The 24,298-nt window shown below is 72.2% G+C and carries 24 protein-coding genes and 5 tRNA genes; 20 read left to right on the forward strand and 9 right to left on the reverse strand.

From position 1 onward, the window contains the following. Nucleotides 1–12: 12 nt before the first annotated feature. Nucleotides 13–1,311 carry a serine/threonine-protein kinase gene (locus tag C1708_RS26715; RefSeq protein ID WP_106415080.1) on the reverse strand — a complete coding sequence of 433 codons (1,299 nt, stop codon included), beginning with the start codon at nt 1,309–1,311 and terminating at the stop codon, nt 13–15. A gap of 204 nt (nt 1,312–1,515) precedes the next feature. On the opposite strand from C1708_RS26715, the gene C1708_RS26720 reads away from it, so the two are divergent. The 4 genes from C1708_RS26720 (at nt 1,516) to C1708_RS26735 (ending at nt 3,674) form a co-directional block, all read left to right on the forward strand. Next, nucleotides 1,516–1,791: a DUF8836 family protein gene (locus C1708_RS26720; protein ID WP_106415081.1), complete on the forward strand. Its 276-nt coding sequence runs from the start codon at nt 1,516–1,518 to the stop codon at nt 1,789–1,791. Between the two features lie 197 nt (nt 1,792–1,988). Beyond that, entirely contained in the window at nt 1,989–2,168 is a 180-nt protein-coding gene (locus C1708_RS26725; protein WP_106415082.1) for a hypothetical protein, read from the forward strand. A 173-nt stretch (nt 2,169–2,341) separates the two neighbouring features. Next, nucleotides 2,342–3,268, forward strand: coding sequence for a phosphotransferase family protein (locus C1708_RS26730; RefSeq protein ID WP_106415083.1), 927 nt, complete (start codon nt 2,342–2,344; stop codon nt 3,266–3,268). Between the two features lie 100 nt (nt 3,269–3,368). After that, nucleotides 3,369–3,674, forward strand: a complete 306-nt coding sequence (locus C1708_RS26735) for a TFIIB-type zinc ribbon-containing protein (RefSeq protein ID WP_106415084.1) — start codon at nt 3,369–3,371, stop codon at nt 3,672–3,674. A 50-nt stretch (nt 3,675–3,724) separates the two neighbouring features. On the opposite strand, the gene C1708_RS26740 is transcribed toward C1708_RS26735, so the two are convergent. The 3 genes from C1708_RS26740 to C1708_RS26750 form a co-directional block, all read right to left on the reverse strand. Continuing rightward, nucleotides 3,725–3,796 (reverse strand) — tRNA-Val (locus C1708_RS26740). A gap of 1 nt (nt 3,797) precedes the next feature. Beyond that, nucleotides 3,798–3,871 (reverse strand) — tRNA-Cys (locus tag C1708_RS26745). Nucleotides 3,872–3,908: 37 nt separating this feature from the next. Beyond that, nucleotides 3,909–3,981, reverse strand: a tRNA-Gly gene (locus tag C1708_RS26750). A 153-nt stretch (nt 3,982–4,134) separates the two neighbouring features. Between C1708_RS26750 and C1708_RS26755 the strand changes: the two genes are divergently transcribed. The 3 genes from C1708_RS26755 to C1708_RS26765 are packed head-to-tail and all read left to right on the forward strand — an operon-like array spanning nt 4,135 to nt 6,886. Next, nucleotides 4,135–5,187 (forward strand): chorismate-binding protein, encoded by a 1,053-nt coding sequence (locus C1708_RS26755; RefSeq protein WP_106415085.1) that lies wholly within the window; start codon nt 4,135–4,137, stop codon nt 5,185–5,187. After that, nucleotides 5,184–6,005: an aminotransferase class IV gene (locus C1708_RS26760; protein ID WP_106415086.1), complete on the forward strand. Its 822-nt coding sequence runs from the start codon at nt 5,184–5,186 to the stop codon at nt 6,003–6,005. Before C1708_RS26755 ends, C1708_RS26760 begins: the two co-directional genes overlap by 4 nt. 56 nt (nt 6,006–6,061) lie before the next feature. Then, nucleotides 6,062–6,886: a GNAT family N-acetyltransferase gene (locus tag C1708_RS26765; protein ID WP_106416500.1), complete on the forward strand. Its 825-nt coding sequence runs from the start codon at nt 6,062–6,064 to the stop codon at nt 6,884–6,886. 32 nt (nt 6,887–6,918) lie between these two features. On the opposite strand, the gene C1708_RS26770 is transcribed toward C1708_RS26765, so the two are convergent. Further along, nucleotides 6,919–7,443 (reverse strand): DsbA family protein, encoded by a 525-nt coding sequence (locus C1708_RS26770; RefSeq protein WP_106415087.1) that lies wholly within the window; start codon nt 7,441–7,443, stop codon nt 6,919–6,921. Nucleotides 7,444–7,676: 233 nt separating this feature from the next. Here C1708_RS26770 and C1708_RS26775 point away from each other — a divergent pair, with 233 nt between their 5' ends. Further along, nucleotides 7,677–8,129: a hypothetical protein gene (locus C1708_RS26775; RefSeq protein ID WP_106415088.1), complete on the forward strand. Its 453-nt coding sequence runs from the start codon at nt 7,677–7,679 to the stop codon at nt 8,127–8,129. 149 nt (nt 8,130–8,278) lie between these two features. Beyond that, nucleotides 8,279–8,431: a hypothetical protein gene (locus C1708_RS34495; protein WP_190004184.1), complete on the forward strand. Its 153-nt coding sequence runs from the start codon at nt 8,279–8,281 to the stop codon at nt 8,429–8,431. A gap of 85 nt (nt 8,432–8,516) precedes the next feature. Here C1708_RS34495 and C1708_RS26780 read toward each other — a convergent pair whose 3' ends face one another. Together C1708_RS26780 and C1708_RS26785 are read right to left on the reverse strand one after the other, a co-directional pair. Continuing rightward, a complete protein-coding gene (locus C1708_RS26780; protein ID WP_106415089.1) occupies nt 8,517–9,077 on the reverse strand; it encodes a CGNR zinc finger domain-containing protein in 561 nt (186 codons plus the stop codon). 824 nt (nt 9,078–9,901) lie between these two features. Further along, on the reverse strand, nt 9,902–10,315 hold the full coding sequence (locus tag C1708_RS26785) for an SsgA family sporulation/cell division regulator (protein WP_004002642.1): 414 nt from the start codon (nt 10,313–10,315) through the stop codon (nt 9,902–9,904). Nucleotides 10,316–10,506: 191 nt separating this feature from the next. Here C1708_RS26785 and C1708_RS26790 point away from each other — a divergent pair, with 191 nt between their 5' ends. The 9 genes from C1708_RS26790 (at nt 10,507) to C1708_RS26830 (ending at nt 18,680) form a co-directional block, all read left to right on the forward strand. After that, nucleotides 10,507–10,965 (forward strand): TIGR02611 family protein, encoded by a 459-nt coding sequence (locus C1708_RS26790; protein WP_106415090.1) that lies wholly within the window; start codon nt 10,507–10,509, stop codon nt 10,963–10,965. Nucleotides 10,966–11,044: 79 nt separating this feature from the next. Continuing rightward, nucleotides 11,045–11,116 (forward strand) — tRNA-Val (locus C1708_RS26795). A 364-nt stretch (nt 11,117–11,480) separates the two neighbouring features. Next, nucleotides 11,481–12,770 (forward strand): ABC transporter substrate-binding protein, encoded by a 1,290-nt coding sequence (locus C1708_RS26800; protein WP_106415091.1) that lies wholly within the window; start codon nt 11,481–11,483, stop codon nt 12,768–12,770. Between the two features lie 11 nt (nt 12,771–12,781). After that, nucleotides 12,782–13,771, forward strand: a complete 990-nt coding sequence (locus C1708_RS26805) for a carbohydrate ABC transporter permease (protein ID WP_106415092.1) — start codon at nt 12,782–12,784, stop codon at nt 13,769–13,771. Further along, nucleotides 13,768–14,658: a carbohydrate ABC transporter permease gene (locus C1708_RS26810; protein WP_106415093.1), complete on the forward strand. Its 891-nt coding sequence runs from the start codon at nt 13,768–13,770 to the stop codon at nt 14,656–14,658. Before C1708_RS26805 ends, C1708_RS26810 begins: the two co-directional genes overlap by 4 nt. 5 nt (nt 14,659–14,663) lie before the next feature. Continuing rightward, nucleotides 14,664–15,248 (forward strand): hypothetical protein, encoded by a 585-nt coding sequence (locus C1708_RS26815; protein WP_106415094.1) that lies wholly within the window; start codon nt 14,664–14,666, stop codon nt 15,246–15,248. 100 nt (nt 15,249–15,348) lie between these two features. After that, nucleotides 15,349–18,084 (forward strand): exo-rhamnogalacturonan lyase family protein, encoded by a 2,736-nt coding sequence (locus C1708_RS26820; protein ID WP_106415095.1) that lies wholly within the window; start codon nt 15,349–15,351, stop codon nt 18,082–18,084. 35 nt (nt 18,085–18,119) lie between these two features. Then, complete coding sequence (locus tag C1708_RS26825) at nt 18,120–18,569, forward strand: SRPBCC family protein (RefSeq protein ID WP_106416501.1); 450 nt, start codon at nt 18,120–18,122, stop codon at nt 18,567–18,569. A 39-nt stretch (nt 18,570–18,608) separates the two neighbouring features. After that, nucleotides 18,609–18,680 (forward strand) — tRNA-Val (locus C1708_RS26830). Between the two features lie 98 nt (nt 18,681–18,778). On the opposite strand, the gene C1708_RS26835 is transcribed toward C1708_RS26830, so the two are convergent. Next, a complete protein-coding gene (locus C1708_RS26835; protein WP_106415096.1) occupies nt 18,779–19,504 on the reverse strand; it encodes an exonuclease domain-containing protein in 726 nt (241 codons plus the stop codon). A 489-nt stretch (nt 19,505–19,993) separates the two neighbouring features. Between C1708_RS26835 and thrS the strand changes: the two genes are divergently transcribed. Then, entirely contained in the window at nt 19,994–21,970 is a 1,977-nt protein-coding gene (gene thrS, locus C1708_RS26840; RefSeq protein WP_106415097.1) for a threonine--tRNA ligase, read from the forward strand. 79 nt (nt 21,971–22,049) lie between these two features. Next, nucleotides 22,050–22,592 carry an HIT family protein gene (locus C1708_RS26845; RefSeq protein WP_106415098.1) on the forward strand — a complete coding sequence of 181 codons (543 nt, stop codon included), beginning with the start codon at nt 22,050–22,052 and terminating at the stop codon, nt 22,590–22,592. 49 nt (nt 22,593–22,641) lie between these two features. Here C1708_RS26845 and C1708_RS26850 read toward each other — a convergent pair whose 3' ends face one another. After that, the gene (locus C1708_RS26850; RefSeq protein WP_106415099.1) at nt 22,642–24,297 is read right to left on the reverse strand and encodes an AbeC-like domain-containing protein; all 1,656 of its coding nucleotides are present in this window, start codon (nt 24,295–24,297) and stop codon (nt 22,642–22,644) included. Between the last annotated feature and the right edge of the window lies 1 nt (nt 24,298).

Below are 24,298 nucleotides of genomic sequence, written 5' to 3' on the forward strand. Positions count from 1 at the left end.
CCGCTCACCCGCTCAGGCAGACCCCTGGCACCCCTGCACCAGCGCGATGCCGAACGCCACCATCAGCGTCACCACCACGAACACGAACAACCGCTGCCTGAGCAGGCGCGGATTGGCCGGGCGCAGGCCGGACCCGGTCGGCCGGGGCGCCGGACGGCGACTGCCCGTGCCGGTGCCGGGCCGGGTGGCGCCCCGGGACGACGTGCCGGTACGCGGCTTCGGGCGGGCCGGCGTGCCCTGACGGGGCGCCCCGCTCCGCCCGGACCCCCCGCCCCGCGACGGGGGTACGCGCCTGCCGCCCCGCGAGGACGACGGGCCGCCGCCCCGGGACCCGGAGCCGCGTGCCGCGGAGCCGCCGCGCGGGGGAGTGGCCCGCCCGCCCTGCCGGCGCGCGTCCCGCTCGGGGTAGGTGTCCGCGAGCCGCCCGCCCGTCCGCTCGGACTCGGGGGTGCGCGGCGCGGGCGGCCGGACGTCGGCGAGGCCCTGCGCCTCCCGCGCGGCGATCTCCTTGAGCCGCAGCGACAGCTGCAGCGTGCTCGGCCGCTCTTCGGGGTCCTTCGCCAGACAGGCCCGCACCAGCGGGGCCAGCGCGTCCGGGACACCCTGCAGCTGGGCCTCCTCGTGCACGACGCGGTACAGCATCACCTCGGAACTGCCGTGTCCGAAGGGCGAGTCGCCCATCGACGCGTACGCGAGCGTGGCGCCCAGCGAGAACACGTCCGTCGCCGGAGTGACGGCCGCGCCGCGCACCTGCTCGGGGGCGAGGAAGCCGGGCGAGCCGACCGCCGTGCCGACGTGCGTGAGCGTCGACGCGCCCGTGGCCCAGGCGATGCCGAAGTCGATGATCCGCGGCCCCTTGGGGGACAGCAGGATGTTGGACGGCTTGAGGTCCCGGTGCACCACACCCGCCTCGTGCACCGCCACCAGCCCCTCGGAGAGCGCCGCGCCCACGGCCGCCACCTCGGCGGCGCTCAGCGGACCCTCGTCGGCGACCTTGTCGTGCAGCGACGGCCCCGGCACGTACTGGGTGGCGAACCAGGGGCGGTCGGCCTCCAGGTCGGCGGCGACCAGCCGGGCCGTGCAGCCGCCGCGGATGCGACGGGCCGCCGAGACCTCGCGGGCGAACCGTGAGCGGAACTCCTGGTCCTCCGCGAGATCGGGGCGGATGACCTTCAGCGCGACCCGCTGCCCCTTCTTGTCGGAGCCCAGATAGACCACGCCCATCCCGCCCGCGCCGAGCCGTCGGTGAAGCCTGAAAGAGCCGACGACGCGCGGGTCCTCGCGCCTCAGGCGCATCATCGCCATGTTCATCCCCGCTGCCCGGTCCTGTGACGTGCCACAGCTTACGTTTCCACAGCCGTCCGTGCGCAGAGGCCGCGCCCTCTCCGCTCGACGGATTGTCAGTGGCCGGTGGGAGACTTGAAGAGTGGTCAGGGAGCGCGTGAGCAGGCCGCGTTTGCGCGAGGGCGCGACAGGCCGGTCCCAACCACTCGACGGGGAAGGGGGATTGATCGCGTGAAGGGTGACCGGGTCGAGATCGTCGTGGACGCGGGGGACACGACGCGTACGTACGAGGTGGTGGCCTCGCGGGCGGGCCGCAGGGTGGAGACGGCGGTGCGACGAGGGGTGGTGGAAGTGAGTGAAGTCACCCGAACCGGCGCTGTGGTGCGCACCGCGCGTTTCATGGCGAACCGGGTGCTCGCCCTGGTGGAGCAGCCCGTCCCCCGCCGGGACACCTCGGAGGGAGCCGGCCGCGGCGGCCGTCCCCTCGGGGATGTCCCCGAGGCGTAGGACGCCGTCTCCACCCAGGGGAGTACGGCGCGGCGGCCCGCTCATCCTCGCGGAGGCCCGCCATTCGGTACGAGGGCATGACGTGGGGGAAGTCCGGGGCCCCTAGATTTGAGGTCGAGCGGCGGGTGCAGCACTCGTCCCCCGAGGCCGTACGCCCGCCGCTGCCACAGACAACAGAAACGGTCAGGAGAGGGGCCATGGCGTACACGGCACCGCGGACGCTGCTCCGCACGCGGGATCGCGGCAAGGACCGCCGGCACCCGCTGGTGGCGACGTTGATGGCCCTCCCCCTGGCGGTCCTGCTCCTCCTCGTCTTCGACGGGTGGGAGACGGTGACCACACAGGCGTCGTCCGTGGGCGAGATGCTGGGGCGCTGATCCAGCGACCCCGGGCCCGGAAGAGCGGTCCGGGCGGGGACATCCGCCCATGAAACCCCGTGGGGACGGGGGTGCGGCGGACGGCAAGATGCCGGCGCAGCTGGGGAGCTGCGCCGGCATCGCTTTTCCCCGGCGCCCGGAACACGCCCGCGGGGCCCGCGTAGCCTCACCCCGTGACCGAGGACCTCCTCCCCGCCCTGACCGCCCGTGCCACGGAGGCGGCCCACGCCCGCGATGCCGCCTGCCCCTGCACCGCCGCCACCCTCGCCCACCGCGAGGACACCACCGTCGTCCGGCACGCCGGCGCCGTGGCCAAGGCGCACGCCCCCGGCACCGACCCCGCCGCACTGGCGCTCCGCCTCGCCGTCGCCGCCCGCCTCCCCGGCGTGCTGCTTCCCCCGCTCGCCCCCGCCCCCGCCGAACTGCACGGCCGCCCGGTCACGTACTGGCCGTACGGCACGCCCGTGGACCCGGACGACCCGGACGCCGCCCCCTGGGAGCAGGCGGCCGTCCTCCTCGCCCGCCTCCACAACGCCCCGCTCCCCGAGACCGTGCCCCCCGCGCGCGGACCCGAGAAGGCCGCCCGCGCCGTCGCGCTCCTCCGGGGCCTCGCCCCGCGCCACCCTGCCGCCGCCCCCGTGCTGGACGCCTGGGCGGACCTCCCGCCCTGGGCCCGTGGCGAGGCGCCCGCGCCGGGCCCGGTACGCCTCTGCCACGGCGACTTCCACCTCGGCCAGCTGATACGCGGCCCCGCCCCGGGCGGCCCGTGGCTGCTGATCGACGTGGACGACGTCGGCGCGGGTCCGCCGGTCTGGGACCTGGCACGCCCGGCCGCCTGGTACGCCGTGGGAATGCTCGACCCCGACGCCTGGCACCGTTTCCTGGCCGCCTACCGCGCCGCCGGCGGTCCGGCCGTACCGCCCGACGGTGATCCCTGGCCGGTGCTGGACGTCCCGGCCCGTGCCCTCACCGCGCAGACCGCCGCCCGCGCCGTCACCGAGGCGGCCGCGGCGGGCCGGCCCCTGGACGAGGTGGAGGAGTGGCTGGTCGACGCCTGCGCGCGCATGCGGTCCGTACCGGCCGCCGCCCCGGCGGACTGAGAGGAATTCCCCGACGTGAGGTGCAACCGGCGCACAGCCGGACGGAGTCTGTCCAAGCGACAGGCGATGCAGGTACGACCGGCGAGGAGTTGAACCGAGGATGCAGTGTCCGAAGTGCCGTGCCCCCATGCACACGTACAACCGCAACGGTGTCCAGATCGAGCAGTGCAGCGGGTGCAAGGGGATCTTCCTCGACTACGGCGAGCTCGAGGCACTGACCCGGCTCGAGTCCCAGTGGTCGCAGCCCGCCCCGCCCCCGCCCGCCGCACCCCAGGCCTACCCGCCCGCCGCACCGCAGGCCTACCCGGCCGCGGCACCGCAGGCTCCGGCGTGGGGCGCGCCGCACGGGGGTCACCACGGCCACCGCCGTCACAAGAGCTTCGGGCACATGCTCTTCTCGAGCTGACGGGCACACGACGAAGCCCCCGGTCGCCGGACCGGGGGCTTCGAGCCGTGTGGACGATACTGGGATTGAACCAGTGACCTCTTCCGTGTCAGGGAAGCGCTCTCCCGCTGAGCTAATCGTCCTTGGAGGTGGAGACGGGATTTGAACCCGTGTAGACGGCTTTGCAGGCCGTTGCCTCGCCTCTCGGCCACTCCACCAGGAGTGTAGGGGACCGGGAAGCCCCCTCTTCCTTCGAGCGGACGACGAGGCTCGAACTCGCGACCTCAACCTTGGCAAGGTTGCGCTCTACCAACTGAGCTACGTCCGCCTGTCGTTTCGGTCCGCTTGCGCGTCCCGGCGACGAACTGAACTCTAGCGGATTCCGGGGCCAGTACAAAAACCCGTTTGCGCAGCGTGCTGCGCTGCGCCTGCTCACAGACGTGGTCACGTCACCCGTGCGCCCCCGCCATAGACTCGTGGCGTGCTCGACCTGCCACCTCTCGCGCGCTTCGGTGACCGCGTCGCCACCGGCCTCGCCGACGTCACCGACGACCCCGCCGCCCTCGACTCCACGGGCTTCTGGGCGGTCGCCGCCGACTTCGAGGGGCGCCTGACCTGCGCCCGGTTCCGGGACGTCCGGGACGAGCCCGTGCCGCCCCCGGCGCCGGGCGCCTGGCGGGGACCGGCGGCCGGCGACTGGACCTCCTCCCTGGACCGCGCCGCGTACACGGCGGCGGTGCGCCGGATCCGCGACCGCATAGCGGCGGGCGAGGTCTACCAGGCGAACCTCTGCCGCGTCCTGTCCGCGCCAGCGCCCCCGGACGCCGACGTGGACGCCCTCACCGCCCTGCTGACCCGCGGCAACCCGGCGCCGTACGCAGGAACGATTCGGCTGCCGCGGCACGGCGTGGAGATCGCCACCGCCTCGCCCGAGCTGTTCCTCCGCCGGGAGGGCCGGGTCGTGGAGTCCGGGCCGATCAAGGGCACGGGCCGCACCGAGGCGGACCTGCTGGAGAAGGACTACGCCGAGAACGTCATGATCGTCGATCTGGTCCGCAACGACGTCGGACAGGTCTGCGCCACCGGCACGGTCACGGTCCCCGACCTCTGCGCCGTCGAGAAGCACCCGGGCCTGGTCCACCTCGTGTCCACGGTCCGCGGCGAACTGCGTGAGGGCGAGGGCTGGACCGGACTGCTGCGCGCCGCCTTCCCGCCCGGCTCCGTCACCGGGGCGCCCAAGTCCAGCGCGCTGCGGATCATCGAGGCGCTGGAGACCGCGCCGCGCGGCCCGTACTGCGGGGGGATCGGCTGGGTCGACGCCGACCGCGGCACCGGCGTGCTCGCCGTCGGCATCCGCACCTTCTGGATCGACCGGGACGCGGACGGCCGGGCCGTACTGCGGTTCGGCACCGGCGCCGGCATCACCTGGGGTTCCGACCCCGAGGGGGAGTGGCGGGAGACCGAGCTGAAGGCCTCCCGGCTGCTCGCGGTAGCGTCGGGGACGTACCAGGTGAGCGAAAGGATCCGGACGTGAAGATCTGGCTCGACGGCGCGCTGCGGGACTCCGAGTCCGCCCGCGTCTCCGTCTTCGACCACGGACTGACCGTGGGCGACGGCATCTTCGAGACGGTGAAGGCCGTGGACGGTCGGCCGTTCGCCCTCACCCGGCATCTCGACCGGCTGACCCGCTCGGCCCGGGGCCTCGGACTGCCCGATCCCGACCTGGACGAGGTCCGCCGCGCCTGCGCCGCCGTCCTCGAGGCCAACCCCGTGCCGCTCGGCCGGCTGCGCCTCACCTACACCGGCGGACACGGCCCGCTCGGCTCCGACCGCGGCGACCGGGGCCCGACCCTCGTGGTCGCCCTCGGCGGGACCACCCGCCGCCCGGACACCACGGCCGTCGTCACCGTGCCCTGGACCCGCAACGAACGCGGCGCGCTCACCGGCCTGAAGACCACCTCGTACGCCGAGAACGTCGTCGCCCTCGCCCGCGCCCACGAACAGGGCGCCACCGAGGCGCTGTTCGGCAACACCGTCGGACAGCTCTGCGAGGGCACCGGGTCGAACGTCTTCGTCGTCCTCGACGGCGAACTCCACACCCCGCCGCTCTCCTCCGGCTGCCTCGCGGGCATCACCCGCGAGCTGGTCGCCGAGTGGGCCGGGGCCAAGGAGACCGATCTGCCGCTGGACGTCCTGCGGGAGGCCGACGAGATCTTCCTCACCTCCACCCTGCGCGACGTGCAGGCGGTGCACCGCGTCGACGACCGCGAACTGTCCGCCGCGCCCGGCCCGGTGACGGCCGAGGCCATGCGGATCTTCGACGAGCGGTCCGCGGCGGACATCGACCCGTGAGGCGCCGGAAAACCTGCTGAAGCAAGGGCGGGCTGCAGCGGGGTAGAACACTCGTGATGACCACCACCCTGCGGCCGACCGGGCCGCTCCAGCGGAACCCCGACGGGACGCGTTCGCGTCACTTCCACGTCTGTGTGAACAGCCGTCCCGTGGGGGAGGTGCGCCTCGGCACGGACCCCGTCTTCGGCGACGCCGTGGCGCGGATCGTCGATCTGCGCATCGACGAACCGGACCGGCGGCGCGGCCGGGGCACGGTGGCCGCCCTCGCGGCGGAGGAGGTGGCCCGCGGCTGGGGCTGCCGCCGGATCGAGGTCACCGTCCCCGCCCGGCCGGGCACCGCCCTCGCCCTCGCCGTGGCGCTCGGCTACGTCGTGCGCAACCGGACGATGGAGAAGGCCCTGAGCGACACCCCGCCCGCCCTGCCGGACGGCGCCCGCGCCCGGCCCATGACCGAGGAGGAGTTCGGTCCCTGGCGGGCCGAGAGCTCGGCGGACTACGCGCGGGAGTGGGCGCGGCGCGGGGCGCCCGAGGCGGAGGCGCGGGCCAAGGCCGCCGCGGACGAGGCGGCGCTGCTGCCCGACGGCCTCGCCACGGAGGACATGGTCCTCAGCGTCCTCGAGCACGAGGGGACCGCGGTCGGCACGCTGTGGCTCGCGGTGCGCGGCGAGCGCGGGTACGTGTTCGACGTGGAGGTGTCGCCCGCCCACCGCGGCCGGGGCCACGGGCGCAGCCTCATGCTCCTCGCCGAGGCGCAGGCGACCGCCGCGGGCAACCGGACCATCGGCCTGAACGTGTTCGCGGGCAACACCCCGGCCGAGCGGCTCTACGACTCGCTCGGCTACACCGCGACGCGGTACTCGCTGTACAAGCCGCTGGTGTAGCCGCCGGGGCGGACAGGGCCAGGGGCGGTGGGTCAGACGTCCTGTCCGGCCAGCAGCCGGTCCGCGATCTCCTCGATCCGCTCGCGCAGCCCCTCCTGGCTCTTGCCGCCGTCGAGCCGCTCGCCGCCGATGACGTACGTCGGCGTCCCGGTCACCCCGATCGCCTTGCCCTCGGCCTGGTCCGCGTCGACCACCAGGATGTGCCGCCCGTCGATCAGGGCGGTGTCGACCTCGTCGGCGTCCAGACCCAGCTCACGGGCGGTCTCGACCAGGACGGCCTCGCCCCGGCGCTCCAACTCCTCGACCCGGCCGAGCACGGCCTCCGCGTACTCCCAGCCCCGGCCCTGCTCCCACGCCTCCTCGGCGGCCTGGGCGGCGGCGAAGGCGTGCTTGTGCTTCTCCAGCGGGAAGTGCCGCAGCCGGATCTCCAGCCGGTCGCCGTACCGGGCCCGCAGGGCGCGGAGGTCGTCCAGGGCGGTTCGGCAGTCGGCGCACTGCAGCTCGCACCACACGTCGAGGACGGGGGCGGAGAAGCGGGCGGGGGAGGAGTCGTTCATGGGCCACAGTCTTCCAGCCGGTGCCCGACACCACCCAATCCGGTCCGCGCACCGGGTCCTCCGGCGCGGCCCGGAGACCCCTCACGTGTGTGCCGACCGGCACCTGCGGAGGAGCCGTGACCCGGAGATGTCCCTGATGTCCGCCCCGGGCATGGCCGCTCGGGGTGCGACGGGTGCAGGATGGAAGGGACGAAGCCCCTCGCGACCGCACGCACGCTGCCCTGGAGGACCGGATGATTGCCGAGACCGTCTGCTCCGCCGTCGCCGCGGCGGGCCTGGGCATCGCGGTGGTCACGGCCTACCGCAGGCGCTACCTCACCGCGACCCGCATCGCCGCGTACGCGCTGGTGCCGCTCGGTCTGGTGATGACCGGCGTCGTCGAGTGGCTCGCGGACACCGCCTTCAGCCCGACGGCATGGGTCGGCTTCGGCCTGCTGGGGCTGTCCTGGGTGCTGTTCGCCACGACCCGCACCGTGGAGCGCCGGCGGGGCGGCACCCGCAAGGAGCGCAAGGCGGCACAGGAGACGGCCGCCCCCGCCGCCACGGCACCGGGCGCCTCCGCGCCCGCCCTCGGACAGACGCCGTCCCGGGGGCAGAGCCCCGCGCCCCGGCAGCAGACGCCGGCCGCCCAGGGGGACGACGACTTCAGCGACATCGAGGCCATCCTCAAGAAACACGGCATATGACCGCCCGGGACCGCACGCGTCACAGGAGGTCCCGGACCGCTCGGAAATGATCACGCTCTGACCGGTAGACCGCGCTTTCCGCGTGCGCGCGTGTCCTGCCCGAGTGTTGATCGCCTCGTGCCCGTCCGATGCGTCATCATCGCGGCGAGATGCTGGACACGACACAGAGCGATGCCGCGCCGCAGCAGGGCGAGCCGCGCGGATGCCTCTTCGCCCTATCCCAGCCACCGCTGATGATCTTCCTGGCGGTGATCGGGTGTCTGCTTCTCACGGCCGCCTTGCACGACCTGCTGTGGCTGTGAGCCGTACCCGCGGTTCCCCGGCGTCACCCGTCGGGACCGCGTCGGCCCGGCATCCGCGGTGACGGTCCGTGGCGGCCGGGGCCGGTCAGCCCGCCGCCTCCTTGCGGCGTGCCCGGTAGGCGGCCACGTGCAGCCGGTTGCCGCAGGTGCGGCTGTCGCAGTAGCGGCGCGAGCGGTTGCGGGACAGGTCGACGAAGGCGTGTCTGCAGTCCGGCGCCTCACAGCGACGCAGGCGCTCCTGCTCGCCGGCGACCACGAAGAACGCCAGCGCCATCCCGCAGTCGGCGGCCAGGTGATCGGCCACGGAGGCGCCGGGGGCGAAGTAGTGCACGTGCCAGTCGTAGCCGTCGTGGTCGGTGAGCCGGGGCGTGGTGCCGGCGGCCGCGATCAGCTCGTTGATCATCGTGGCGGCGCTGCGGGCGTCGGGGGCGGCGAACACCGCGGCGAACCGCGCCCGGATCTTGCGCACCGCGGCCAGGTCGAACTCGGTGAGCACCCCGACCTCACTGACCTCGTGGTCCCGCACGAACGCGTCGAGGGCCGGGACGTCCGGCAGTCCGTCCGGTGTCCCGTCGTCCTCCGGTGCGGTGTTCACCAGGTCCACCACGGTGCTCAGCGCGCACCGGGTGTCATGGGTGATCAGCACGATTCGCTCCCTGGCCTGGGGGTCGGGCGGGCGCCCGCCGATGGTGGCCGATGGTAGTGGCTCCGGCGCACCCCGCACCTCCCTGCTCCGCACATGGCTTCGAATCCAACGCGGAACGGCGCCCGCGGGTTCCCGGGCCCTCGCGAGTACGCGGCCAGGCCACACCCTCCGGGCGTGCCCACACCCGGCCCCGGGCAGCCCTGACAGGCCACCGCGCCCACCCACGCGTCATCCCCCCGGGCGGCTGCGCGCGCCTCGTTCTCCCGGCGCCCCACGCCTCCGGCCCGGACCCGGCGTGCGCACCCGTCCCCCATCGCCCACGCCCTCGGCCCCGAGCCGGCGCGCACGCCCCTCGGGCGCGTCCGTGCCCGGCCTCGAACGGGCGGGCGCATTCTCGACGCCGGGCAGCGCCGCCCCGTGCCTCCGGGGCCCCACGCCCGTCCCGCGCCTCCGGCACCGCACGGGCGTGCGCAGGCCCCTGCGCTCGCGCACCCAGCCCAGTCCGACGGTCGGCCCCGCTTCCGGGCGCGCCCGTGGCAGCCCTCGATCGGGTGTGGATGCGCCTCGGCGCGCTCCCCCCGTCCCGGCGCACGCATGAGGCCGGGCAGCCCCGTGGCCACGCGTCCGCCCCGGCCAGGCGCCCGTCTCCGGCGCCAGGCGTGCCCGCGCCCCCGGCGCCCCGCACAGCACACCGGCGCCGAGCCGCGGCGACCCGCGGCTCGGCGCCGGTGTGCGAGCCGTATGCGGCTGCATCCCGTATGCGGCTGTCCGGGCCCGAGCCGTCACCCCGAGTCGACGGCGCCGGGCGGCTTCGCGGGCCTCGCCTAGCTTTCCGCCAGGATGTGCGAGAGCTCCTGATCGAGGTCGAAGTGCCGGTGCTCCGTGCCGGGCGGCACGGCGGCGTCGGTACGCTTCAGGAAGGACTCCAGAGCTCGTGCCGGGGCCTCCAGCAGGGCCTCTCCCTCCGGAGAGCTCAGGGCGATGCACACGACGCCCTGACCGTGACTGCGCGACGGCCAGACGCGGACGTCGCCGGTGCCCGTGGGGCGGTGAAGTCCCTCGGCGAGGAGGTCGCGGGCGAACACCCACTCGACGGTTTCCTCGGCTCCGGTGTGGAAGGTGGCGTGCACGGCGTAGGGGTCGGCCGTGTCGTACCGCAGGCCTGCGGGGACAGGCAGGGAGGACTCGCTCGACACAACGAGGCGCAGGTGCAGCTCGCAGCTGACCGTGGTGTTCATAAGCGCCAGGGCCTTTCGCTCAGTGTGCGCTCGGGGATTCGCACGTCGGCGAAATCGACATGCCACCTACGGTGCCGTTGTAAACCCCTCTGCGTGTTTTGCGTGGGATTACGTAACTCTTCCGGCCGAGAGATCGTTCGGACCCCGCGCCCGTTCCGGTGACGTCTCCGGCTCCGGTAGTGTTGGGCTGCATGAACACGGGGAGTAACAAGTCCGGCGAGGCCGTGATCGCGGCCCACGGGGTGACGGTGGACGAGAGCGAGCGTCAGGACGAGCGGGGGCTCGGGTCGAGGGCGCCCGAATTCGTGAAGGCGCGGCGCGCGCTGCACCTGAGCTGGCAGGTGGGGGTCTTCGTCGTCGGTCTGGCCGTGGTGGTGGCCGGCGTGCTGATGCTGGTGCTGCCCGGCCCGGGGTGGGTCGTGATCTTCGGCGGCATGGCGATCTGGGCGACCGAGTTCGTCTGGGCCCAGCTGGTGCTGCGCTGGACCAAGCGCAAGGTCACGGAGGCCGCCCAGCGGGCGCTGGACCCCAAGGTGCGGCGCCGCAACATCATTCTGACCTCGGTCGGCCTGGTGGTCGTGGCCGCGCTGGCCGGCTTCTACCTGTGGAAGTTCGGTCTGCAGATGCCCTGGAAGATCAAGGACCAGTGACGGGCGCCGGGGGTCGGGCCGCCTGGTCCCCGGTGGTCACGGGCACCCCCTGACATGGGGTAATGTTCTTCCTGCGCCCGGGCGATTAGCTCAGTGGGAGAGCGCTTCGTTCACACCGAAGAGGTCACTGGTTCGAACCCAGTATCGCCCACCGGATCAAGCGGTCCGGCTCACCGACAGTGAGCCGGACCGCTTCGTCGTGTGCGACAGGGCGCTCCCGCTTCGGCCCCCACGCCGTTCCGCTTCGCCCGCGTTCACCCAACCGTGACCTTCCGCGCGGCCCGCCGCGGCCGCCGCCGCGTTGTTCGGCCGGTCGGTCGCGGGCGCGGGGACCTGCCGCTTTCCCTCCCGGCCCGGATCTTCGCCGGACGCACCCGTCGCCACGCCCCCGCGAGGGCCCGCCATCAATTCCTGTCCGAATCATTGACGCGCCCATGAGGCCTCCGTACCTTGTGCCAGCAAGCGCTTACTTGAAACGATTCACAAGCGGTCGGGAACGTCGCGGGGAGGCTCGTATGCAGCAGGGCAAGGGTGTGGAGAGGCGGACGGTCCTCAAAGCGGCGGGAGCCTCGCTCGCCGTCACGGGGCTCGGCGCGGCGGCGACCGCCTGCGGTGGCGGAAGCGGTTCCGGAGACGGAACGGTGACGATCCGTTATGCCTGGTGGGGTGCCGAGGACCGGGCGCGGCGCATCAACAGGACCATCGATCTCTTCGAGAAGAAGCACCCGAAGATCAAGGTCAAAACCGACTTCCAGCCGTACACGGATTTCTGGAAGAAGTTCAACACACAGGCCTCCGGCGGGAATCCGCCGGACGTCTTCCAGAATGCCATCGGATTCCTCCGTAAATACGACGCGAAGAATGTGCTCCTCGATCTCCATGAGCAGGTGAAGGCCGGCAACCTGCGGATGGAGGGCTTCCGGGCGGGCCTGGAGAAGTTCGGCGAGATCGACGGCAGACTTCTCGGCGTGCCCGTGGGTTCCAACTCGATGGCCCTCGTCATCGACAAGCCCGTCTACGCCCGCGCCGGGATCACGCCCGAAATGGGCTGGACGTGGGACGACTTCGACGAGGCGTTGACGCGGGTGCGCGACCGGGCGGGCCGGGCCGGCGACAGCGGCATGTACGGCGTCATGTACCTCTACGACCTGTACCTGCGTCAGAACGGCACGGCGTTCTTCACCGAGGACGGTCTCGGTTTCACCGAGGCGGACCTGACCCGGTGGTGGACGAAGGCGGAGAAGGGCGTGAAGTCCGGCCTCTTCGCCGACCCCAAGAAGGTCGCGCAGATCAAGCCCAAGTCGGCGCTCTCCGCCGAACTCGCGGGCAGCGAGTTCACCTGGGACAACTTCACCGTCCGCTACACCTCCGAGGGCAGGAGCGAGTACGGACTCGCGCCCATCCCCACCACCGACGGAAAGCGGACCGGCCAGTACCTCGGCTCGCTGATGCTCAGCGCCTCCCGGCGCACCCAGCACCCGGTGGAGGTCGCGAAGTTCATCGACTTCATGGTGCACGACCCCGAGGTCGCCACGATCATGGGCTACGACCGCGGTGTGCCCGCCACCACGGCCCAGTACGAGGCGTACCGGCCCACCGACCCGGTGAACAAGGCGATCGCCGCCTACGAGGAGTCCCTCGTCGAGGCGGGCGTGCTGGAGCCCATCACCCCGCACCCGAACGGCGCCGACATCTGCGAGGCCGCGTTCCTGCGCATCGGCGAGGAGCTGGGGCTGGGCAAGCGGTCGGTGGCCGACGCCGTCGAGCAGTTCTTCAACGAGTCGAAGACCGCCCTCAGCGGCTGAGGGGAAACGCCGTGACACACGCCCCTGCGACGGAGGTCCGGGCGAAGGATCCCGGGCCGCGGCACGGTCCGGACACGCCCCCGCGCCCCGCCGCCCCGAAGCGGCGGGGCCGTCGGGAGAACCTGGCCGGCTACCTCTTCATGTCCCCGTGGATCGCCGGGTTCCTGCTGCTGACGGCGGGCCCGATGGCCGCCTCGCTGTACTTCGCCTTCACCGACTACAACCTGTTCGACGCCCCGCGCTGGATCGGCCTGGACAACTTCTCCGAGATGTTCGCCGACCCGCGCTGGCGCCACTCGGTGCGCGTCACTCTCTGGTACGTCGTCGTCGGCACGCCGGTCAAGCTGCTCGTCGCCCTCGGTGTGGCCCTGCTGCTCGCGCAGAAGCGGCGCGGGCAGGCCTTCTACCGGGCCGCCTTCTACGCGCCGTCGCTGATCGGGGCCAGCGTCTCCGTCGCCATCGTCTGGAAGGCGATCTTCTCGGACGACGCCGTCGTCGACCGGACGCAGCAGGTGTTCGGCATCGACGCCGGCGGCTGGACCGGCGATCCGGACCTCATCATCTACAGCCTGGTCGCCCTGACGGTCTGGCAGTTCGGCGCGCCGATGGTCATCTTCCTGGCCGGGCTGAAGCAGGTGCCGCGCGAGCTGTACGAGGCGGCCGACGTGGACGGGGCCGGCACCCTGCGGCAGTTCTGGAACATCACCCTGCCGATGATCTCGCCGGTGCTGTTCTTCAACGTCCTGCTGGAGACGATCCACTCGTTCCAGATCTTCAGCTCCGCCTACATCATCGGCGGCGGCGCCGGCGGCAACGCCTGCGGTCCGGCGGACGGATCCATGGTCTACACCTGCTACCTGTACGTCCAGGGCTTCGAGAACAGCCGGATGGGCCTGGCCTCCGCCATGGCGTGGATGCTGCTGGTCGCGGTCGCCCTGGTCACGGCGGTGCTGTTCTGGTCGCAGAAGCGCTGGGTGCACTACGAGGAGGGCGGCCGATGACCGCACAGGCCACCGACACCACACGCGCCCCGTCGTCGAAGGGCGCCCTGCGGCGCCGGCTGCCCGGCTCGCTCGCCTGGCACATCGGGGCGCTGGCGCTCCTCGCGGTGATCCTCTACCCGGTGGTGTGGGTCGTCGGCGGGTCGTTCAAGCGGAGCGAGGACATCGTCGGCAGCCTGGACCTGTTCCCGGCCGACCCGATCGTGTCCAACTACACCAGCCTCGCCGACGGCATCGCGGACATCCCCATCTCCGCCTTCTTCCTCAACTCGCTCTTCCTCGCGGTCGGTTCGGTGATCGGCATCCTGGTCTCCTGCTCGCTCACCGCGTACGCCTTCGCCAAGATCCGGTTCGCCGGGCGGAACCTGCTCTTCACACTGATGATCGGCACGCTGCTGCTGCCGTACCACGTGCTGCTGATCCCGCAGTACGTGCTGTTCCGCAACCTGGACATGATCAACACGTACACCCCGCTGCTGCTGGGGAAGTACCTGGCCACGGAGGCGTTCTTCGTCTTCCTGATGGTGCAGTTCATGCGGAACCTGCCCCGGGAGCTCGACGAGGCGGCCCGGCTCGACGGCTGCGGGCATCCGCGCATCTACTGGTCGATCGTGCTGCCGCTGTGCCGGCCCGCGCTGATCACCAGTGCCATCTTCACCTTCATCAACGCCTGGAACGACTTCATGGGCCCGCTGATCTACCTCAACGAACCCGGCAAGTACACCGTCTCCCTCGGGCTGAAGATGTTCGTCGACCAGGAAGGGCTCGCCAACTACGGCGGCATGATCGCCATGTCGCTGGTGGCGCTGCTGCCGGTGCTGGCCTTCTTCCTGGCCTTCCAGCGGTACCTCATCGACGGCATGGCGACCTCCGGACTGAAGGGCTGAGTGCGGTGACGACGTCCCTGGCACACACCGGGTCGAGGGCCTGGGGGAGGTTCGCGCTCTTCGCCGAGTGCCTGCTGACCGGCGTGTGGATCGCGCTGGCCGCGCTGCCGCTGGTCACCTACCCCGCCGCGCTGGCGGCGGGGGCCCGGCACCTGCGCCGCCACCTCGCCCATGAGCAGGGCGGATGGCGGGAGTTCACGGCCGATTTCCGGGTGGCGGTGCGCGGCGGCTGGCTCGTCGGACTCGCCGGGTGGGCGGCCGTCGCCGTCGTGTGGACCGACCTGCGCGCCGTGCGGGCGGGGCTGCCGGGCGGTCCGCTGGTCGGGGCCGTCGGGGTGCTCGCGCTCATCGGGGCGGCCGCCGCGCTGTTGCGCGCGGCGGCGCTGTGGCGCCCCGGCCTCTCCTGGCGGCCGCTCATGGCGCGGGCCGGACGGCACACCGTACGGGACCCCGCCGGATCCTTCCTGCTCATCGGCGGACTGGCCGTCGCGGGCTGCTCCGCCTGGTTCAGCACCCCTCTCGCGGTCCCCGTGCTGGGGGCCGTCGCGGCGGCCGCCGTCGCCGTGGAGGAACGTCACCGGCACCGCTGACGGGCGGCGCCCCCTGCCGGGGCGGGCGCTTCGGCGTCACGCCTCCGTCTGTCATGTCCTTGACATCGCTGTGCAGTCCTCGCAACGGAAAGGAAGGGCCATGTCCCCCCTCCCCCGCAGATCCCTCATCAAGGCGGCCGCCGCCGCCACAGCCGCCGCCCCGGCCGGCTGGGCCCTCGGCGAGCGGAACACCGCCGCGGCGCCTGCCGCCGCATCCGCCGGCGCCGGCCCGGTGGCCCTGGACTGGCTGGAGGAGGGCGGCCTGGGCGCCGCCCCCGGCTCCACCGTCGGCGTCCCCTGGCCCCGCGGCGCCCATCCGGAGGGCCAGACCTTCTCCGTGACGGACGCCGACGGCAACGACGTCCCCGTCCAGACCTGGCCGCTCGCCCACTGGCCCGACGGCTCCCTCAAGTGGACCGCCCACGCCGTCAGTTCGGGAACCGGTCGGCTCACCCTGAAGGCCGGTACGCCCGCCGCGCCCGAGAAGAAGGTCACCGTGACCCGGCGCGGCGCCACCGTCACCGTCTCCACCGGCGTCATCACCGCCCGGATCGGCACCACTGGCGACACCCTCGTCAGGTCGGTCACCCGCGGCTCCACCGAGATCGCCCGCGACGGACGCCTCGTCGTGCTGCGCCAGCCCGAGATCGAGGACGGCGACCGCACCACCGTCAGGACCGAGCGGTTCGACGGCACGATCTCCGGCCTCACCGTCGAACAGGACGGCCCCGTCCGGGCGGTCGTCCGCGTCGACGGCACCCACCGCAAGGGCCGCGACACCCTGCTGCCCTTCTCCGTGCGCCTCTACTTCCACGCGGGAGCCGACTCCTTCCGCATGGTGCACACCGTCACCTACGACGGGAAGCAGGAACCCGGCCACGCCAAGGGCGACTTCGTGCGCGGCATCGGCGTCCGCTTCTCCGTCCCGCTGCGCGACGCGGCGTACGACCGGCACATCCGGCTCGGCGGCGAGGGCGACGGACTGCTGCGGGAGGCGGTCAAGGGCATCACCGGACTGCGCCGCGACCCCGGCATCGCCGTGCAGGAGGCCCAGTTCGAGGGCCGCAAGCTGCCCGACCCGACCACCTGGGACCAGCGCGTCACCAGCCGCCTGCAGTACATCCCCGAATGGGGCGACTACACCCTCTCCCAGCTCTCCGCCGACGGCTTCACCGTCCGCAAGCGCACCAGGAAGGGCCACGGCTGGATCGGCGCCGGCGGCGGGCGGCGTGCCTCCGGACTCGGGTACGCCGGCGGCGTCAGCGGCGGCCTCTCCTTCGGACTGCGCGACTTCTGGGAGAAGTACCCCGCCCAGCTCGACGTCCGGAACGCGCACACCGACGCCGCCGAGGTCACCCTCTGGCTCTGGTCGCCCGAGGCCCAGCCCATGGACCTGCGCTTCTACCACGACGGCATGGGCCAGGACACCTTCCCCGAACAGCTCGAGGGCCTCAACATCACCTACGAGGACTACGAGCCCGGCTTCGGCACCCCCTACGGCATCGCCCGCACCTCCGAGCTGCTGTTCTGGGCCGACGCCGCCACCCCGAGCGCCGAACAGCTCGCCGCCCGGGCGCGGGCCGTACGGGTGCTGCCGCAGCTCGCCGCGCCGCCCCGGCAGCTGATCGCCGCCGGCGTCTTCGGCAAGGGACTGTTCGCCGAGCCCGACCGCTCCACCCCCGCCAAGGCGAAGATCGAGGACCACCTCGACTTCCTCTTCACCTACTACAAGGACCAGGTGGAGCAGCGCCGCTGGTACGGCTTCTGGGACTACGGCGACATCATGCACACCTACGACACCGTCCGGCACCAGTGGCGCTACGACGTCGGCGGCTACGCCTGGGACAACAGCGAACTCTCGCCCGACCTGTGGCTCTGGTACGCCTACCTGCGCTCAGGCCGCGCCGACATCTTCCGCTTCGCCGAGGCGATGACCCGCCACACCGGCGAGGTCGACGTCTACCACCTCGGCGAGTGGGCCGGGCTCGGCACCCGGCACGGCGTCCAGCACTACGCCGACAGCGCCAAGCAGCAGCGCATCGCCAACACCACCTACCGCCGCTTCCACTACTTCCTCACCGCCGACGAACGCACCGGCGACCTCATGCACGCCAATGTCGACAGCGACGAGACCTTCCTCGCCCTCGACCCGCTGCGCAAGATCCGCACCGAGCCGTACACCCCCGACCCGGGCGCCCTGTCCATCGGCTTCGGCACCGACTGGAGCGGCCTGGTCTCCGCCTGGCTCACCGAGTGGGAACGCAAGGGCCCCAAGTGGGAGAAGGCCCGGGCGCGCGTGCTCTCCACCATGGAGACCATCGCCGCCCAGCCCAACGGCTTCGTCCAGGGCAGCGGCCTGTACGACCTCGGCACCGGCCGGTTCGCCGTCGCGGACACGCCGAAGGTCGAGGTGTCCCACCTGTCCGCCGTCTTCGGCCTGAACGAGCTGTGCGCCGAACTGATCGACCTCGTCGACATGCCCGAGTTCGAGCAGGCGTACTACGACTACTGCCGCCACTTCAACGCCACCAAGGCGGAGCAGGCCGCACGCTACGGCAGCGACTTCGGCAGCCTGATCCTCTTCCAGGGCCACTCCCGGCTCGACGCCTACGCCGCCGTCCGGACCGGCGACGAGGCGCTGGCGCAGCGGGCGTGGAAGAAGTTCTACGACTCCGACGGCTACAAGGAGTCCGCGCCCTGGACGACCGAGAAGGTGAGCGGCCCCACCGCCCTGGTCGCCGGCGGCGAGGCCCCCTGGGTCTCCACCAACGACACCGCCCTCTACGCACTCGCCGCCATCGAGAACCTCGCACTCCTGGGAGACCGCATGCCGTGACGCACGAGCCGGGCGCGGGCGGGCACACTCCGTACATGGACCGGAACCATTACCGCTTCCGCAGTGTGTGGACCCTGTCCGCGCCCGCCGTGACCGTGTACGGCGTACTGGAGCGCATCGAGGACTACCCCCGGTGGTGGCCGCAGGTGCGGGAGGTCGCCCGCCTCGACGACACCACCGGCATCGTCACGATCCGCTCCGTGCTCCCGTACGACCTGACCTTCACCCTGCGCGAGGGGCGGCGGGACCGGGAGAGCGGCGTGCTGGAGGCCGGGCTGTCCGGCGACATCGACGGCTGGGCGCGCTGGACCGTCACCGATCTGGGCGCCCACGGCTGCCTCGCCCACTACGAACAGGAGGTCGACGTCCGGGCGCGGCTGCTGCGCCTGCTGGCCGTGCCCGGACGGCCCCTCTTCCGCGCCAACCACGCGCTGATGCTGCGGGCCGGCCGGCGCGGACTGGCGGCGCACCTGCGAGCGGTTTGAAGGAAGCGTCCCCGGGCCTGTATGGTTCAGTGCGTTCCCGGGCGATTAGCTCAGTGGGAGAGCGCTTCGTTCACACCGAAGAGGTCACTGGTTCGAACCCAGTATCGCCCACGCTCGGGAGAGCGACGTGTGTCCGTCCACGACGGACCACGTCGCTCTTTTTGGTGTCGTGCGCGGCGAAGGCGTCGTCGCGAGCCCGATTCCCCAGGTCAGGCGGCTGCCGGCAGGTCCGGGCGCAAGGGCCAGGCCGGATCGACGACCTCCTCCGTGCCGGTGCGCTGGAACCACGCCTGCAGGCCCCGCGCCTGCGCCGCGTGCCACAGCGCCTGCAGGGTGTGCAGCTCACCGGGGGACAGCCGCTCCAGCCGGGACGCGAACCGGCGGCCCACCGCCCGGGTGACCTCCAGCGCGGCCGCCGCGTCCGCCGCCGCTTCGTGCGCCTCCTCCAGCTCCACCTCGTAGTGCGCGCACAGATCGGCCAACGTGCGGCGGCCCTCGCGGCAGCGGTCCAGCTGCTTGTCCAGCACCCGCGGGTCCAGCACCAGCAGCGGCGTCCGCTCGAACCAGCGGGCCAGCGACGACGCCCGGTGCCGGCGCAACTCCCGGTCCAGCAGCGTCAGATCGAACGGTGCGTTCATCACCACCACCGGCCGGCCCACGGCCGCCTGCTCCGCCAGCGCCTGCGCCACCTCGTACATCACCGGCGCGGGCCAGCGGCCGTTGCGCCGCAGGTGCTCCTCCGTCAGCCCGTGCACCTCGGTCGCGGCGGCCGGCACCGGCACGCCCGGGTTCACCAGCCAGCGGGTCGTCCGCGGCCGGGCGCCCGGCGCGTCCTGGACGACGAGGGCGGCCGACACGATCCGGTCGTTCTCGACGTCCACGCCCGTGGTCTCCGTGTCGAAGGCGGCCAGCGGCCCCTCGTACCAGCACGTCATACCCACCAACCCCTCGCTCACCAGCAGCAGTCGACGTACCGTGCACTGCTCTGACCGGTGATACCCGGACTGTTCGCGCGCTACTCCGGGGGCAGTTCGGCGAACCGCGCAGGGATCCGGCTGTTCCGGACGGCAGTTGACCGCGGCCGTCGCGCAGCCCGAACGGGGCGGACCGCCGCCGGAGCGCACACCGGCCGCTCGCCGGCACACGGTCCAGGTCGCGGGCGACGGCACGGTGCGGCTGCGGGTGCTCGCGGACGCACCGTGCCGGCCGTCTCCGCGTCACGCCCGGCGGAGACGGTCACCGGACCGCCGGACACGCGCTCCTCACGGACCCGCCGGTGCGGACGCGCGGCCGGCTTCGGCGAGGCCCGCGGCCCGGCCCGCGACGGCTGATTTCGCCTCGACCGGTCCCGGGTCGGTACGATCGCACCCATGCGCGCGCTCCGGTACGGCGCCGCGACCACAGCCTTCAGTCAGGAGAGACCGGTGTCAGACGTCCGTGTGATCATCCAACGCGATTCCGAGCGGGAAGAACGCGTGGTGACGACGGGCACTACGGCCGCCGAGCTCTTCGCCGGCGAGCGTTCCGTCATCGCCGCGCGCGTGGCCGGAGAGCTCAAGGACCTCTCGTACGAGGTCAGGGACGGCGAGACCGTCGAGGGCGTCGAGATCTCCTCCGAGGACGGCCTCGACATCCTGCGCCACTCCACCGCGCACGTGATGGCCCAGGCCGTGCAGGAGCTGTTCCCCGAGGCCAAGCTGGGCATCGGCCCGCCGGTGCGGGACGGCTTCTACTACGACTTCGACGTGGAGAAGCCCTTCACGCCCGAGGATCTCAAGGCCATCGAGAAGAAGATGCAGGAGATCCAGAAGCGCGGCCAGCGCTTCTCCCGCCGCGTGGTGACCGACGAGGCGGCCCGCGAGGAGCTCGCCGACGAGCCGTACAAGCTGGAGCTGATCGGCCTCAAGGGCGCCGCCTCGTCCGACGACGGCGCGGACGTCGAGGTCGGCGCCGGCGAGCTGACGATCTACGACAACCTGGACGCCAAGACCGGCGAGCTGTGCTGGAAGGACCTCTGCCGCGGTCCCCACCTGCCCACCACCCGGAACATCCCGGCGTTCAAGCTGATGCGCAACGCCGCCGCCTACTGGCGCGGCAGCGAGAAGAACCCGATGCTCCAGCGCATCTACGGCACCGCCTGGCCCTCCAAGGAGGAGCTGAAGGCGCACCTGGAGTTCCTCGCCGAGGCCGAGAAGCGCGACCACCGCAAGCTGGGCAGCGAGCTGGACCTGTTCTCCATCCCGGAGCAGATCGGCTCCGGCCTCGCCGTCTTCCACCCCAAGGGGGGCATCGTCCGCCGGGTCATGGAGGACTACTCGCGGCGCCGCCACGAGGAGGAGGGCTACGAGTTCGTCTACACCCCGCACGCGACGAAGGGGAAGCTCTTCGAGACCTCGGGCCACCTGGACTGGTACGCCGACGGCATGTACCCGCCCATGCAGCTCGACGAGGGCGTGGACTACTACCTCAAGCCCATGAACTGCCCGATGCACAACCTGATCTTCGACGCGCGCGGCCGCTCCTACCGCGAACTGCCGCTGCGCCTCTTCGAGTTCGGGACCGTGTACCGGTACGAGAAGTCGGGTGTGGTGCACGGCCTGACCCGGGCCCGCGGCTTCACCCAGGACGACGCGCACATCTACTGCACCCGCGAGCAGATGTCCGAGGAGCTCGACAGGACCCTCACCTTCGTCCTGAACCTGCTGCGCGACTACGGCCTCACCGACTTCTACCTGGAGCTGTCCACCAAGGACCCGGAGAAGTTCGTCGGCTCGGACGAGGCCTGGGAGGAGGCGACCGAGACGCTGCGCCAGGTCGCCGAGAAGCAGAACCTGGAGCTCGTGGCGGACCCGGGCGGCGCCGCCTTCTACGGCCCGAAGATCTCGGTCCAGGCCAAGGACGCCATCGGCCGCACCTGGCAGATGTCGACCATCCAGCTCGACTTCAACCTGCCGGAGCGCTTCGACCTGGAGTACACGGCCGCGGACGGCACCAAGACGCGTCCGGTCATGATCCACCGCGCGCTGTTCGGCTCCATCGAGCGGTTCTTCGCGGTGCTCCTCGAGCACTACGCGGGCGCCTTCCCGGCCTGGCTCGCCCCCGTCCAGGCGCTCGGCATCCCGATCGGCGACGCGCACGTCGAGTACCTGGAGGAGTTCGCGGACGCGGCCCGCAAGCGGGGCCTGCGCGTCGAGGTCGACTCCTCCTCGGACCGGATGCAGAAGAAGATCCGCAACGCCCAGAAGCAGAAGGTGCCCTTCATGGTCATCGCGGGCGACGAGGACATGGCGAACGGAGCGGTCTCCTTCCGCTACCGCGACGGCTCGCAGGAGAACGGCATCCCCGTCGACGAGGCCATCGCCAAGATCGCCAAGGTCGTCGAGGAGCGGGCGCAGGTCTGACCCGCGCACGGCGCCGGGGCCCCCGGGATCTCCCGGGGGCCTTTTCCGCGTGCCGCCGGACACGCCCTATGCTGCACGCATGACGAGTGAGCCGGAGCAGCAGTTGGGAGTGGGGACGCAGGACGCGTTCCAGCGTCTGTGGACGCCCCACCGGATGGCCTACATCCAGGGCGAGAACAAGCCGAGCGGCCCCGGCGACGGCTGCCCCTTCTGTTCCCTCCCGGCCGAGTCCGACGAGGACGGGCTGATCCTGCGCCGCGGCGAGCTGGTGTACGCGGTGCTCAACCTGTACCCGTACACCGGCGGTCACCTGATGACCGTGCCGTACCGGCACGTGGCCGACTACACCGAGCTGACCGTGGAGGAGACGGCGGAGCTCGCCGTGCTCACCCAGCAGGCGATGACGGCGCTGCGCACGGCGTCGGGCGCCCACGGCTTCAACATCGGCATGAACCAGGGCACGGTCGCGGGCGCGGGCATCGCCGCCCACCTGCACCAGCACGTCGTCCCGCGCTGGGGCGGCGACACCAACTTCATGCCGGTCATCGGCCACACCAAGGTGCTGCCGCAGCTGCTGGGCGACACCCGCAAGATGCTGGCGGAGGCCTGGCCGACGGCCTGACGCCCGGCCACGGGGCGGGGTCCGTCCCGCGCACCCCGCCCGTCCTCGCCTACGCGTCGTACAGGTCGGCCTTGCTCGGCGTCGCGTCCTGCACCGCCGTGGACAGGGAGGAGGAGCGGGAGCCGAACTTCTCGGTGTTCACGCCGTTCTCCTCCAGCACCTTGAGCGCCGCGGAGTGCACCACGCGCAGCACCGGCGTCGCCGCCCGCAGCGCGTCGTCCGCCATGAACCGGTGCCGCCAGGGCTTGTCCGCCCAGGCATGGCGCAGTCCGAACGGCTCGGGCAGGCTCAGCTTGCCGCCGAGCCAGTACAGCAGCGGCGGGTAGTTGGTCAGGGGCGCGCGGGCGGCCAGCCGTACCACCTCGTCCGAGTCGACCAGCGGGAGCTTGACCTTCCGGGTCTCCCAGAACTTGATCGACTTCTGGACCTCCTTCTCCTTGGCCGCCGGCTTGGTGGTGAACAGCGAGTGCACCGGCCCCAGGGCGTGCCCGGTGACCTCGATGCGCAGCGTCTCGTGCAGCACGGTCACCGTGATCAGCATCGTGATCACCAGCTGGCCGTCCCACAGGGTCCACTGCACGCCCAGGTAGTGCCGGTCGCCCGCGCCGAACTGCTGCTTGTTGCAGATCTCCTGCACGGCGTGCGGCTTCACCTGGTACGCCTCGACGTCCGTGCCCTCGGGCCGGGACACCGACGTGGCGTTCTCCCCGATGGGCGTGACGATCCAGTGGCGTATCGACGGCTTGGGGAAGCCGCCCGTGTTCAGCGGGCCGCGCTCCAGCATGCGGAGCCGGTCGTGGATGGCCTTGATGACGTCCCAGCTGCGGAACGGGTGGATCTCCCGGCCGGGGTCGGCCGGCACCAGGTCCTCGGCGAGCTGCCAGCTGCCCCAGCGCGTGCCCATGCCGAGGATGCCCTTGGGACCGGCGTAGAAGGCGGAGTTGGACTGCTGCTCGGCGCTCAGCCGGGCCAGCGACTGGCGGAGCTGCTCGGCCGCCGTCTCGCCGGGACTGCTCGGCACCGCCTCGGGCACCTTGGCGCCGACGCTGCCGCCGGACAGCAGGCTCTCCCAGCGCTCCCGCAGGTCACGGGCGGTCCGCTCGCAGATCCGCTTGGCCCAGAACCAGCCCAGCACCGGGGCCACCACGGACGCGCGCGCGTACCAGCCCCAGAAGCCGTCGAACGGCATGCGCAGCAGGAACAGCACGGCGAGGGCGCCGACGCCCACCAGCAGGGTGGTGGCGAGCGCGCCGGCCCGCTTGTCCTCGCGCTTGGCCATCGTCGTGCGGATCTGGAACACCAGCAGCCACACGAGCAGGCCGGGCAGGAACAGCAGCCCGCACAGGACCATCACGGCGGTCAGCCAGTTGTCGCGCTCCCGGCGGATGCGGTGCGCCGCCAGCGCGTGCTCGACCACCACCTGGGGCTGGGTGCCGAAGGACTGGATGAGCGGGGCACGGCCGGAGCCCAGCATCCGGTCGATGATCGCCCGGGAGAACGCCTCGCCCAGATTGGGCCGGAACAGCTTGACGCGCGGCTTGCCGACCGCCGACTTGTGCCACTCGCTGTTGGCCTTGAGTATCTCCTCGGCCTCGTTGTCCCGGTAGGCCGCCGAGGCCAGCGCGAGGGTGGGTGTCTGGCCCTCGTCGCCCGTGCGCGGTACCTGCGGACCGAAGAAATCCGCGAAACCGCTCTCAACGGTCATT

Origin of the sequence: Streptomyces sp. DH-12, assembly GCF_002899455.1 — a bacterium.
Taxonomy (GTDB): Bacteria; Actinomycetota; Actinomycetes; order Streptomycetales; family Streptomycetaceae; genus Streptomyces.

Excerpts from the sequence above, each read along its gene's own strand:
- C1708_RS26845 (WP_106415098.1), top strand. The coding sequence starts at position 22,050 with ATGACGAGTGAGCCGGAGCAGCAGTTGGGAGTGGGGACGCAGGACGCG.
- C1708_RS26835 (WP_106415096.1), bottom strand. The coding sequence starts at position 19,504 with ATGACGTGCTGGTACGAGGGGCCGCTGGCCGCCTTCGACACGGAGACC.
- C1708_RS34495 (WP_190004184.1), top strand. The coding sequence starts at position 8,279 with ATGCTGGACACGACACAGAGCGATGCCGCGCCGCAGCAGGGCGAGCCG.
- C1708_RS26770 (WP_106415087.1), bottom strand. The coding sequence starts at position 7,443 with ATGAACGACTCCTCCCCCGCCCGCTTCTCCGCCCCCGTCCTCGACGTG.
- C1708_RS26810 (WP_106415093.1), top strand. The coding sequence starts at position 13,768 with ATGACCGCACAGGCCACCGACACCACACGCGCCCCGTCGTCGAAGGGC.
- C1708_RS26765 (WP_106416500.1), top strand. The coding sequence starts at position 6,062 with ATGACCACCACCCTGCGGCCGACCGGGCCGCTCCAGCGGAACCCCGAC.
- C1708_RS26850 (WP_106415099.1), bottom strand. The coding sequence starts at position 24,297 with ATGACCGTTGAGAGCGGTTTCGCGGATTTCTTCGGTCCGCAGGTACCG.
- C1708_RS26800 (WP_106415091.1), top strand. The coding sequence starts at position 11,481 with ATGCAGCAGGGCAAGGGTGTGGAGAGGCGGACGGTCCTCAAAGCGGCG.
- C1708_RS26715 (WP_106415080.1), bottom strand. The coding sequence starts at position 1,311 with ATGAACATGGCGATGATGCGCCTGAGGCGCGAGGACCCGCGCGTCGTC.
- C1708_RS26725 (WP_106415082.1), top strand. The coding sequence starts at position 1,989 with ATGGCGTACACGGCACCGCGGACGCTGCTCCGCACGCGGGATCGCGGC.
- C1708_RS26825 (WP_106416501.1), top strand. The coding sequence starts at position 18,120 with ATGGACCGGAACCATTACCGCTTCCGCAGTGTGTGGACCCTGTCCGCG.
- C1708_RS26820 (WP_106415095.1), top strand. The coding sequence starts at position 15,349 with ATGTCCCCCCTCCCCCGCAGATCCCTCATCAAGGCGGCCGCCGCCGCC.
- C1708_RS26735 (WP_106415084.1), top strand. The coding sequence starts at position 3,369 with ATGCAGTGTCCGAAGTGCCGTGCCCCCATGCACACGTACAACCGCAAC.
- C1708_RS26775 (WP_106415088.1), top strand. The coding sequence starts at position 7,677 with ATGATTGCCGAGACCGTCTGCTCCGCCGTCGCCGCGGCGGGCCTGGGC.
- C1708_RS26785 (WP_004002642.1), bottom strand. The coding sequence starts at position 10,315 with ATGAACACCACGGTCAGCTGCGAGCTGCACCTGCGCCTCGTTGTGTCG.
- C1708_RS26790 (WP_106415090.1), top strand. The coding sequence starts at position 10,507 with ATGAACACGGGGAGTAACAAGTCCGGCGAGGCCGTGATCGCGGCCCAC.